The 11,265-nt window shown below is 64.5% G+C and carries 13 protein-coding genes; 5 read left to right on the top strand and 8 right to left on the bottom strand.

Annotated features, from left to right (window positions below):
• Positions 1-131 (bottom strand): helix-turn-helix domain-containing protein (locus B056_RS46335; protein WP_018506379.1); only part of this gene is annotated, 131 nt, incomplete at its 3' end.
• Between the two features lie 74 nt (positions 132-205).
• On the opposite strand from B056_RS46335, the gene B056_RS39155 reads away from it, so the two are divergent.
• Both B056_RS39155 and B056_RS0134460 read left to right on the top strand, forming a co-directional pair.
• Positions 206-775, top strand: coding sequence for an HAD family hydrolase (locus B056_RS39155; RefSeq protein WP_018506378.1), 570 nt, complete (start codon positions 206-208; stop codon positions 773-775).
• A 282-nt stretch (positions 776-1,057) separates the two neighbouring features.
• Positions 1,058-1,621 (top strand): NUDIX hydrolase, encoded by a 564-nt coding sequence (locus tag B056_RS0134460; protein ID WP_026240491.1) that lies wholly within the window; start codon positions 1,058-1,060, stop codon positions 1,619-1,621.
• A 286-nt stretch (positions 1,622-1,907) separates the two neighbouring features.
• Here the strand turns inward: B056_RS0134460 and B056_RS41545 are convergent, their stop codons facing one another.
• The 6 genes from B056_RS41545 to B056_RS39910 all read right to left on the bottom strand — a co-directional run bounded on the left by B056_RS41545 (position 1,908) and on the right by B056_RS39910 (position 5,963).
• Positions 1,908-2,561, bottom strand: coding sequence for a GNAT family N-acetyltransferase (locus B056_RS41545; RefSeq protein WP_076784840.1), 654 nt, complete (start codon positions 2,559-2,561; stop codon positions 1,908-1,910).
• Positions 2,562-2,901: 340 nt separating this feature from the next.
• Positions 2,902-3,633 carry a hypothetical protein gene (locus B056_RS0134455; RefSeq protein ID WP_018506376.1) on the bottom strand — a complete coding sequence of 244 codons (732 nt, stop codon included), beginning with the start codon at positions 3,631-3,633 and terminating at the stop codon, positions 2,902-2,904.
• A gap of 90 nt (positions 3,634-3,723) precedes the next feature.
• Complete coding sequence (locus B056_RS0134450) at positions 3,724-3,933, bottom strand: hypothetical protein (protein WP_018506375.1); 210 nt, start codon at positions 3,931-3,933, stop codon at positions 3,724-3,726.
• Between the two features lie 25 nt (positions 3,934-3,958).
• Entirely contained in the window at positions 3,959-4,501 is a 543-nt protein-coding gene (locus tag B056_RS0134445; RefSeq protein WP_018506374.1) for a hypothetical protein, read from the bottom strand.
• On the bottom strand, positions 4,498-5,133 hold the full coding sequence (locus B056_RS0134440; RefSeq protein ID WP_018506373.1) for a TIGR02466 family protein: 636 nt from the start codon (positions 5,131-5,133) through the stop codon (positions 4,498-4,500). Before B056_RS0134440 ends, B056_RS0134445 begins: the two co-directional genes overlap by 4 nt.
• Positions 5,130-5,963, bottom strand: coding sequence for a hypothetical protein (locus tag B056_RS39910; protein WP_154677396.1), 834 nt, complete (start codon positions 5,961-5,963; stop codon positions 5,130-5,132). The genes B056_RS0134440 and B056_RS39910 overlap by 4 nt, the downstream gene beginning before the upstream one ends.
• A 749-nt stretch (positions 5,964-6,712) precedes the next feature.
• Between B056_RS39910 and B056_RS41540 the strand changes: the two genes are divergently transcribed.
• From B056_RS41540 to B056_RS0134430, 3 genes are all read left to right on the top strand, one after another.
• The gene (locus tag B056_RS41540; protein ID WP_154677395.1) at positions 6,713-7,810 is read left to right on the top strand and encodes a Tat pathway signal protein; all 1,098 of its coding nucleotides are present in this window, start codon (positions 6,713-6,715) and stop codon (positions 7,808-7,810) included.
• Between the two features lie 56 nt (positions 7,811-7,866).
• Positions 7,867-8,349: an SAM-dependent methyltransferase gene (locus B056_RS41535; RefSeq protein WP_076784839.1), complete on the top strand. Its 483-nt coding sequence runs from the start codon at positions 7,867-7,869 to the stop codon at positions 8,347-8,349.
• 815 nt (positions 8,350-9,164) lie between these two features.
• Entirely contained in the window at positions 9,165-9,986 is an 822-nt protein-coding gene (locus B056_RS0134430) for an SAM-dependent methyltransferase (RefSeq protein WP_230203329.1), read from the top strand.
• Between the two features lie 1,067 nt (positions 9,987-11,053).
• Here the strand turns inward: B056_RS0134430 and B056_RS45245 are convergent.
• A partial coding sequence (locus B056_RS45245) for an ATP-binding protein (RefSeq protein ID WP_035750732.1) occupies positions 11,054-11,265 on the bottom strand: 212 nt, incomplete at its 5' end.

Below are 11,265 nucleotides of genomic sequence, written 5' to 3'. Positions count from 1 at the left end.
CCCCCGTTGCGCGTCACCTCGCGGCTGATCACCGATTGGCTGCGATGCAGCAGCACCCCGATCGCCCGATGCGACAACTCCGCCGCCAGCCCCCTGGAGATCGACTCCCGATCCTCCAAGGTCAACTCCACGCCCCGCACCCAGCCCTCCGATCAGCAGATCACCCTTCTACCAGGGCTGATGCACTGATCGCCTGAGACCACCGGTGCCTCGGCACACGTTCTCCGCGGTGTTCGGCGCGGTGATTGCCCGTGGGCTGGACTACCGGGAGGTATTCGAGGTGTTCCGGGCCGGATTTGACCTCGGGGTGGAGCGCGAGCGGCGCACGGCGGCCGGGCAACCGGAGTCCTTCGGCGAGGAGGATCTGTACGCCGATGCCCGGCCCTGCCTGGCGGTGTTGCGCGCCGAGGGTCTGCGGGTCGGCCTGGCGGGCAACCAGACCGCCTGCGCCGAAGTCATCCTGCGGGCGCTGGATCTCCCCGTTGACGTGATCGGAACGTCGGACGGCTGGGGTGTGGAGAAGCCCTCGGTGGAGTTCTTCGAGCGTGTCGTCGCCGAAGCGGGTTGCCCGGCTCGGGAGGTGCTCTATATCGGTGATCGGCTCGACAACGACATCCGTCCCGCGCAGGCTGCCGGCGTGGCGACTGCCCTCATCCGTCGGGGTCCGTGGGGCTACATTCTTGAGGATCCCGCAGTCGAGGATCACTGCCTGTTTCACCTTGACTCGTTGACTGAGCTACCGGATCTGGTGCGCAAGTACAACGAGGCGAACTGACGCTCCACAGGCTGGAGGTCACGATGCTGGTGACAGTGCCTGAAACGATCAGAAGTTGGCCACCCCAGCTGAACAGCAGTTACCTGCAAGAATCTGGTCGCAGACCTGACTCTGCCGGATCCCGGCGTGGCATACACGTACCGCTGAGGCCCCGAGTGTAGAGTGCGCACTTCCTCATACTCCGCGCGCTATCTACGGAGCTGACTATGTCACATCTTGTCGTTCACATCCAAGTAGGAAGTCCCGGAAGGCTGGCCCCTCGGGCTGATGCGGGGGCAGCTCGTGGCGATCAGCGATTTGGATATATTAAGTGCTCTCTCCGCTTACATCGAGTGTTACCCTGACGATGCCACGCTGCTGACCGAGCCGCTGCTACTGCTTTCTCAAGGACGGGATTTTTCCTCGCGGCGGACCTTTCCGATGCACGTAACTGTCGGCGCCCTTCTGGTGCGTGGTGACGGCTGCGGTGCCGCCGAGATCCTGTTGGTTGAGCACCGCGCGTACGGAATAACCTTGCAGCCCGGCGGCCATCTGGAGCCGACCGATATAACATTCATCGGCGCGGCTATGCGCGAGCTGACAGAGGAGACTGGTGTTGACTCTGACACGGTCTTTCCCGCGTCACAGAACCCCGTCTACATCGAGTACGGCCGGGTTCCGGCACGGCCAAAGAAGGACGAGCCGGATCACTACCACCTCGACGTCGGGTACGCCTTCACCACAGTGCATGCGGAGGTGGGACGCATCCAGGAGTCCGAGGTGCACGGTGCCGCATGGTATCCGCTTGCCGTGGCCGAGCGTCTTGTCGGCCACCGCATCGCGCGAGCAGTCAGCGCACCGGCCTAGCGCTGATGCTTCCAGCAAGCAGCTGCGCCTTACCGTGGATAACACCGTCAAGGCTCCGTGGTCGTCGTCGACCTCCCCGCCGAACCGGATAGGCCGATGCCAGACCGCGTCGAGCTGCCAGCAGCTATCCGCAGTCGAACGGAAGACGAAGACAATCGAGGTCTCCTCTTTGGGCATCCTCCTATTCCACATTCCGCCGGCCGGATCCGGCCGCACCCATCGATCCTTCCGCCTCGTGAGACGCCGCCTCGCTAACGCTGCTCTCGGTACCCGCTTAGATGATGCCTTATTCGCCAAACATCTCGCGACAGATAGCTAGACCGTGAACGGTGCTATCAGGCCAATGCTCATGATTGGCCAGCCACGCAGAACGGTCGAGCAGCATGTCGTTCTGTATGATGACGCCTTTGTCGTCCCGGTAGGAGCGCCGGCGCCCGTTCGACACATAGCCGAGCTTTCGTGATACGCCGACCGATGCAGCGTTGCCCTCGATATATTCCGAATGCGCCTCTTCTGCACCTAGATAGGTGAAGGCGAGGTTGAGAACGGCGGCACGCGCTTCGGTGCCGTATCCTTTTCCCTGATAAGGCGGGGCAATCCATGAACCCGTTCCAACGGAACGTATCGTCGCAAAATCGTTTGCCCAGATGCTTTGGCATCCGACAGGCCGATCGTTAATATAGATTGCGAACTGCAGATTCCAGCTCTCCGGTCTCCAGTGCGCGAGAGCGCGCCAATGACGTTGAACGAGCTGACGTTCCATACCCGGCGAAGGTTCATAGATCCAGGGCAGATAGTAACTTTGAGCACTCGAATCTTCGAGTAGGCGTGCTTGTCGAGCTAGGCTCGTCAGGTCGCTGTCCACTGGGAGTCGTAGCACCAGGTTCGGCGTCTGAATCACGAGCCGAAATATTGGCCAAATCGATGAAAGTGCGTCCATCGGTCCCACCCTTACGAAAAAGTAAAATATGCAACATCCGCCACGAGAAATAGAAGGAGCCAATCTCACCGCATCTCGCTAGCGGAACGCCGAAGTGCCGATTCTACTCCCATGTCCGGACGCTCCAGGCTGCGGCATCAAGCTACTCGATCCCCTGACTGCGACCTGGCTCAATAAAGCAGAAAGTCGACAGTTTTCCCGCCCCCGATGCGCCGATAATCTATCTACCAAAGAACATCTTTGTCGAATTTCAAGGAAGTCACATAGTTCGAATACCGAGGCATTTGAGGCACATCGTGGGCCGCACGTCCTCATCCGGATTTGAGTTTCTATTGACTGGTCATGTCACGCGGGAGTGGCGTGTATCCCAGTCCGGCATTTCTATCTGGGGGCGCAGCAGCACCGGGCAGAACATCGGGCCGGAGTGGAGCACTGTTGCGTCGAGATTGTGTGCCAGATATGCGGTTCCGGAACGGCGGCTGACCTGCAGGCAAGGATAGGGGTAGTCCGCGAAGGGATCGCCGAGGAACAGTACCTCGACATCGGTGGCCGAGGCGATCAGTTGTGGGTTGCAGGGTTGGCCGGCGTAGGTGTCGTAACCGAACCTGGGGTGCCCGATATCGACATCGTCGATCGCGACGATCCCCCGTGGGATGGCGGCCAGTTCGGCTCGCAGCGGCCAGTCGGCGTACCAGTGGGCGTCGAGGTAGATCAGTGGCCGACGGAACGCCGCCGTGGTGCTGCGCAGGATGCGGGTGGAGTCCCCGGCGTGCACGGTGGTATTGGGCTGGCCGCGTAGGCGCTGGCGGGTGAAGGTGGCGTACTCGTCGATGATGTCGCAGGTCACCACGGAAAGTGAGGGGTACTGGCGGGCGAGGTATTCGGTGGTGTCTCCGAGGTAGCAGCCGGTTTCGATGATGGCGTCGCAGTCGTAGCCGCGGATGAGGGCGTCGATCTGAAGCGCGGTGGTGATGTCGAAGCCGAAGGGTCCTCCGCCGTCGGAGAGGCGTGCGCAGCCAGCGCGGGGGGTCGTGTAGAAGGTGTTCAGAAGGCCGGTCGATGGCTCGTGCATGACAGCCTTTCGCGCTGAGGTGTTGATCGGCGAGGTGCCTGGGGCCGGCGTTGTGCGCCGGCCCCAGGCACCTCTTCGGATGGGCTGCGGTCAGGCGGTGGCGGGCTGCAGGGTGACGGTGGTCTCGGTGCGCAGGGCGAAGTTGTCCTGCATGCCCTTGTCGCAGGCGGTCTCGGGGATGATCACTCCGCTGCGGGCGAGGTCCAGGTAGGCGTCGACCTCGGCGGGGTCGAGGCCGAGGCCCAGGCCGGGGCCTTCGAGTCGGAGGCTGGTCGCGGCGCGCTCGTTGGGCTGGGACATGGAACGGTCCTTTCTCGGAAGGGTGTTAGGGGAGAGAGGAAGCGATGGCGACGACCATGTGCTGGCCGTCGGCGAGGGGAACCACGGAGTGGGTGAGCCAGCCGGGCGCGGCCAGGTATGCCCCGGGGGAGGGATTGACGATCATCTGTCGTCCCCAGGGCAGGCCGGGCATGGCGGTGAGCGCGCTGCCGGCTCGGGGATCGGCCAGGGTCAGTGCGCCGGACTCGGCGTGGCGGGCGGCGCTCGCGGCCAGGACGCACCAGGCGACGTAGGCGGCGGGGTGCGACGCGGCCGGCTGGTCATAGCCGGCCCGCCACAGCTGCACCTCGATGTTGAGGGTGTCTACGGGTGGGGTGCCCTCGGCTTCGGTGAGCGTGTTGATCGATGTCAGCAGTTCGGTGGTCAAGGTATCGGGGTCGGCCAGAATGCTGGTGGCAGGGAGCTTTTGACATGGGAGTCCGATCTCGGGGAGCGTGATCGGTTCGTGGAGAAGGCCGGTCAGGTCAATCCGGCCGGCGCTCATCGGGGTCGCCCACAGATGGCTGACAGCGTGATTGATGATGGTCATGACATCGCCGTGAAGGTCTTGTCGTAGGCGACGTTCCATGCCACGGCGATGCGTAGTCCTCCGTCGGGCAGGGTTGCCTGGACCGAGTGCGGCAACCAGCCGGGGAAGGCGACCATTCGTCCCGGTCGGGGCTCTATCTGGACAGCCCCCGAGGATGCGCCGCGGGCCACGGCGGCGGGCCGGGGGTCGAGCATCTGGAGGTGGCCGGCGTCCGTTCCACCGGCATCGATGTAGTAGACGCCGGACCAGGCTGAGTCGTGGTGGGTGTGGGGTCGCAGGCTTCCTCCGCCGCGGTAGACCACTGCCCATGCCTCAGCGAGGACTCCCTGCCTGACCTCCACGGCAGCGTTTCCCAGCACGTCGAAGGTCAGGGCGGTCACCGCGTGGCTGATCTGCTGACTCAGCCATGTGGTTTCGGGCAGGCCCCAGCGCAGGATGTCCTGGCAGCTCTTGATCGCGTCGATGCCGCCGAACAGCGCCGCGTGCGGGTCTCTCTGCTCGGCGTCGAGGATGAGCGAATTCAACATCTGGTTGATGCGATCGGCTCCAGGTAGGTCGGCCTGGTAGATCGGCGTCGACCAGCTGCGAAAGAGGTGCCGCTTGGTTCCTGCCGCCACGGTGGCGGTGGTCATCGTGCCTCCTGGAGTCGATGGGCGAGCTGCCGACCGGCGAGGGTGAGGTTCGGGGTGTCGACGCGATCCAGGCAGCCGGCCGCGTAGGCAGAGAGAGCGCTGATCCGGGCCGAGGTGGGTTCGGTGACGCGGTACCAACGCATCAGCGCGGTCGCGACATGCGCGGCGCCGAGGACCTCCGACGGGGTGCGGCCCGCTGTACCGGAGGGCAGGACCGCGGACGACGTGGCGGCTGGGCCGTTGAGTGCCCAGATCTCCTCGATCAGGTACCACCACTGATGACACAGCTCGTGCAGCAGCTGCTCGCGCAATTCACGGTCATCGGTGAAGGCGTCTTCGCTGAGGAGGACATGCTGAGGCCAGGCACGCGACGATGCGGAGATCGCTCCGGTCGGGGGGTGCAGCAACGTCACCTGCACTGGGAGACGTAGCAGCGGACGCCACACCGGCATCGCCGACGCCAACGTCTCCAACGCCGCCTCCGTGCGCTGCTTGTGCTGATTGGGCAGCGGAACAGCCGGGATAGGCGGTGGATTCCTGAGCATGAACGCCCGTGAAGGCGTCAACCATGCCTCGACCTCGCCAGCCAGGACACCGCTTGCCAGGCCCGACCGCTCGGCCTCCACGTGCCGGACCGCAGTGACGACTGCCAGCAGGCGGCGATCCGCAAAGGCGTCGTCGAGAAACGGGATCCCCTCCACCGTTGCGAGGCAGTTATCGGGGTCGAGGCGAGGTGGGTGAAAGTCGACCCGTGCGCGCGGGTTTCTGTCGGGCTGTTCGCCAAGTGTTTTTGTCGGTCCTGCCCGGATTTCCCGATCCTTGCTCGTCATCAATCCTCCAGGTGACATCGCTGGAGCTCGGCGCCTCGATCTGGCAACGTCAGTGGTCGGTCCTGGACGCCGATGCCTCGATTGGAGGGACCTGTCGATCGAACAGGATGGGGGAACACTTTGCGACGTCGAATTTCACGTCGCCGCTCTAGCCTTTTCCCTAGCCTTACCTGGAGGAACGCCTACGGATAGACTGACCTCATCGTGCGAGGGGAGCTCAGGAGATGACTGGTGGAGGGAATCTGATCGCCAGATACCGGGGGTGGTACCACCTCAGCCAGCCTGAGCTCGCCGAGGCGGTTGCCGACCAGGGCGAGCGAGAAGACCGGCTGAGTAGGTCCCCAGGTGAACAAGCCCGGAGACCGGCGGTGAACGGGAATCTCGTATCGCGGTGGGAGCGTGGGGCCTGTCGAGTCAGCTCCCGCTACCAGCGTCTTCTCTGCAGCGTGTTCCAGGCCAACCCCGCTGAGCTGGGCTTGCGTCCGCCCCTGCCTGGCGAACGGATCTCTCATCCGTGGGATGAACCGGGCGAAGCCTGCACAGAAGTCGCCGTCCCTGGCCCGAGGCAGTCGAACCGGCGAGGGCTCGACGCTCCCGAAGCACAGCCACGGCAGCACTCTCCGCAAACAGGCCGATCTCCTCGGTACCTCAATCCCGCACTATCCGACGGGCCAGGAAGATCCCAAGAGGCGAGCACGGCCGTCACCACATGTCACCACGCGGCGCTCGATGCAGGCCGGACCTGGGAAATGGATACGCTGGCCGCGCTGGCTGAGTTCGGACGACGCGAGGTGGAAGTGGACCGACGGCAGGCCCTCGGAGCCGCTGTCTACTCCGCGGCCGACCTAGTCCTCCCCACAGCATCATGGTGGGAGCAGATGGCCCAACGCTCCGGAGCCCATCCCGCCACGAGCACCTACTCCGTCGGCTGGGGCGACGTCGAGGCTGTTCGCGAGGGAGTAGCCCTGTTCTCGCGGATAGATCAGCGTCGAGGAGGCGGCCATGCCCGGTCAGCGGTCGTTCAGTACCTCACCTCGGATGTCGCTAGCTACCTGCATGGTTCCTACGCCCAGGCGGAAGTCCGGAGAGCCATGTTTTCGGCAGCCGGCGAACTCGCCTACCTCGCTGGCTGGATGGCCTTCGACGATGGCCAACACGCGAGAGCACACGCGGGATTCAAGATCGGCCTGCAGCTGGCTGCCGAGGCCGACGACCCCGCCCTGGCCGCGCACATCTTGCGAGCCATGGCCCACCAGGCACTCGACCTAGGTCATATAGAGGCCGCTCTAAACCTGTCAGACGCATCAATGCAGAGGCGGCGATACGCAAATGCCACACCTCGCGAACGCGCACTTATAGGAGTGATATACGCGCGGGCACAAAGCGCCGCAGGCTATCCTCGGCAGGCTGCCGTCGCGCTTCTCCGCGCCGAGGATGACCTCTCCTCGGCATCTCGGGTCGACAACGAACCGAATAGGGTCTTCTTCTTCGGCGAAGCAAGCCTCGCCCATGAAACGGGCTGTGCGCTGCGCGACGGCGGCGACCTGGACGGAGCCCTACGGGAATTCAAACGCAGCGTGGCTACGCGAAAATCCGCTTCCTTCACTCGGACGCATGCGGTCACCTTGGGATATCTAGGGACGGTGCACGCGCGCCGCGGAAGTCTTGAGGAGGCGTGCGCAGCATGGGCCGAAGCGCTGGACGTCGCTGATGGAATCCGATCCGCACGCGTCCGTACGGTGGTTAGTGAGATGCGTTCGAATATTTCCCAGTTCCACGGGACTAAACTCTCCACCGCCACAGCAATCGACATTCGCGCAGGCTCTTTTCTGGCGAACTCTTCGTGATCTATCCGATGCCAAAAGACCGGCCGGTACGTCCTCGCAGCGGAATGTGAGTAGCCATGACGCGAGAAGTCTTTGAGATCGAGCCAGTAGCCCACGTGGTGGGCGGTCGGATCGAACCGACCGACGACTACTGGGGCGGCAGCCAGTCGATAATTCGCATCGACGCATCTCAGTTCGACGCTGAATCCATCGTCGGCCTAGAAGAATTCAGTCATCTCGAAATCATTTTTCGCTTCCATCTCACGGACCCTACAGATCTTCATCCCGGAGCTCGCCGTCCCCGCGACAATCAAAGCTGGCCGCCGGTCGGAATCTTTGGCCACCGCAACATGCGGCGCCGCAACTGGCTGGGTGTCTCTCGCTGCCGCCTCATTCACATCGATGGCCTAGATCTCCATGTAGAGGAACTAGATGCCGTCCACGGCACCCCAATCATTGACATAAAGCCGTGGTTTTCCGAGTTTGGGCCTCGCGGGGAAGTTCGGGAACCAATCTGGCCGTCCGAGATGCTCTCCGCCTACTTCGCAAGCCCCAAATAGACGAATATCTCCGACCGTATTTCTGCTTCTGCGTCACGGTAGATTGGCGTGGACCACGGGGCGTCTTCGCTGGTTGTTCCAAGTAACTTTATGTCCAGCGAAGCCGCCTCGTGCAGCAGCCGCCGGCGTGGGAATCGACATCGCGGCCCCCTCTTTCTCCGGGTCTCAGCCAACCGATGGCCGTACACCCACTTTCCTGCGTCCCTCCATCGCCGCTTCTACAGATTCGCCTTCATCCGCCAGGGCCTCCGCGAGCACGGATGGATGGGTCGACTTTTACCACCCCGGCAGACAGCGATCAGCCGTCCCTGTCCGCCGGTCATGCGCTCGCCTCCTCATCTCGTGGCGAAATCACGCCAGTCGCGCACCTCGCCGTTAACCGCCAAGGCTGGGGTATGCGCTGTGCTCGGGTCGACCGCAGCGTTACCTTCCGGTGTAACCAGTCCAGGTTGGCCGGCCCCGCCTGAGCGTTCTGCCACGGCCACGGCGACGTCCTTAGCCTGAGTCGGCACATCTCCCGCCTCGAAGTGGCTGGCGGACGGCAGGACGAGAAAGGCTTGGGATTCGGCTAGCAGCACGGCTTGTGCCACGGCCTTGCTGTTCAGATCCCTGTCCGGTTCGATCGAAGGCGTTCCACCTTTTCCGTCAATCCGTCCTGGGGCTGGGTGCCGGCTCGACCCTGTGAGCATTGCGACGTTCACTGTCAGATAAACCATCAGCTCGAAGGCAGATTACCGAAATGAAGGATAGCCGCGCCGTCCACCTTTTCACAGACAGTCAGTACCTATCATTTGCAGTTTAACCAAGGAAGTTCCGTGAACGACATTCCGTTTCCTCTAGCATCTACTCAATTGCATGCCACCGTTCCTCATTCGGCGCGGATCTACGACTATTTCTTGGATGGGAAGGATCACTTCGTAGCGGATCGGGAAGCCGCCGAGGCGGCGCTGAAAGTGTTCCCGCATGTCGCGGAGGCGGCGCGGGCGAATCGGCGGTTCCTGCACCGGGTTGTGCGCTACCTGGCCAGGGAAGCGGGGGTCACGCAGTTTCTGGATGTGGGTACAGGGATTCCGACGTCTCCGAACCTGCATGAGGTCGCTCAGGGCGTGCGGCCGGAGGCGGCGGTGGTGTACGTGGATAACGACCCGCTCGTGCTGGCGCATGCTCGTGCGTTGCTGACCAGCTCGCCGCAGGGACGCACCGCCTATCTGGACTGTGACCTGCTGGCCCCGGAGCGGATCCTGGCCTCGGCGGAGGTCCGAGCCACGTTGGATCTGTCTCGGCCGGTGGCGTTGACGCTGATAGCGGTGCTGCATTTCGTGCCCGACGAGTCCGACCCGCTCGGTGTGGTGCGCCGGCTGCTGGAGGCGTTGCCCTCGGGTAGCTACCTGGCGCTGTCGCAGGTGACCGCGGACTTCGACGCCGAGGCCATCGGGCAGCTCGCCGAGACCTACCGGGACCGGGGTATCGCGGCGGCGCCGCGTAGCCGTGCCGAGGTGGCTCGGTTCGTGGAGGGGTTGGAGCTGGTCGAGCCCGGGATCGTCGCGGCGCACCGATGGCGGCCCGACGCCGCCGTGGACCACGGGCTGGTGGACGAGCAGGTGTCGGTCTGGGCTGTTCTCGCCCGAAAGATGTGACTGGCCCGGTCCCTCGGGAAAGCCGATCCGCCGCAGATGCGTGCAGTCCCGCCGGGGCTGGTCCGGGCCGCTGTGGCCGTGCGCATCGCGCGGGCCGTCGACATCCCGCGCTGGATGGCGACCCGCGCCGATGCGACGGCTAGTCCGCCACCGGCTATCCCCCACCGTCTGACCCGCCGACCTGGGTCTGACGCCCAGTGACGGAAGGCTTTGACGTGTCCGAACGCCGTACCTACTCTGCTCCCAGCCCTCGGGCCGACGGCCGTCTCCCGGACCAAGCTGGCCCCCTTGAATCTGCCGGGTCCGTACCCGCCGACGGCGAGCAGTCTGGTGGGCCAGAGACTCCAGCGGCGTGTCCAGCCGACGGACCCGAGGTCGGGGTGCATGTCGCCGGTTCGGGCGCGGGCCTGTCACGGCGCCGGCTGCTCGGGCTAGGGCTGGGGGCGGGGGTGGTGCTCGGGGCCGGCCTGATCGCGGGAGGGCTCGCGGTGGCCCAATGCTTGGACAGCTCGGGCCCGTCGGGCCGGCCGGAACGGCCCTTGGCGCTGCCGCCGCGTATCGATGTGCATCATCACGCGATGCCAGGCCCGGTGCGTTCCTGGCTGGCGGCAGACCGGCCGCCGGGCTTCGAGGGACCGTTGTTCGCACTGTGGAGTGTTCGCGGCGCGCTGGCAGCGCTGGATGAGCACGGTACCGAGCTCGCGGTGTTGTCCACGCCGATCCCCGCCGCGCTCACGCCCACCGTCGCGCACGCTGCGGAACTGGCCCGGGTGGTGAACGACAGCCTGCACGAGATCGCCACCGATCATCCGACCCGCTTCGGCTGGCTGGCCCGTGTTCCCCTCGTCGACGTCGGCGACGCCCTCGCCGAGATCGACCGGGTGTACAGCCAGCTGCACCCCGACGGGGTGTTCCTCCCCACCGACGCCGTGACCCGCCTCCTCGACGATCAGACATTCGATCCGGTGATGGACGCACTCCACGGCCGGGAGGCGGTCGTCCTCGTGCACCCTGGCTATGAAGGTGGGAGTGGGGACCGTTCGTCGGTGGGAGTGGGGGCCAGCTGTTCAGGCGGGTTGGGTCGTGTCGGTGGGAGTGGGGACCGGGGTGGGTGGGCGGCCGTTCGGGCTGGTGCGGGCGCGGGTGTGGGCGAGGCGGTAGGACTGGGTGCCGGTCTCGATGATCGTGCCGTCGAAGGTGAGGCGGTCGACGATCGCGGAGCAGAGGCGGGGGTCGGTGAAGGTTTTGGTCCAGCCGCCGAAGCTTTCATTCGAGGCGA

Origin of the sequence: Parafrankia discariae, assembly GCF_000373365.1 — a bacterium.
Lineage (GTDB): Bacteria > Actinomycetota > Actinomycetes > Frankiales > Frankiaceae > Parafrankia > Parafrankia discariae.
This window is presented reverse-complemented; position numbering and strand designations above follow the sequence as displayed.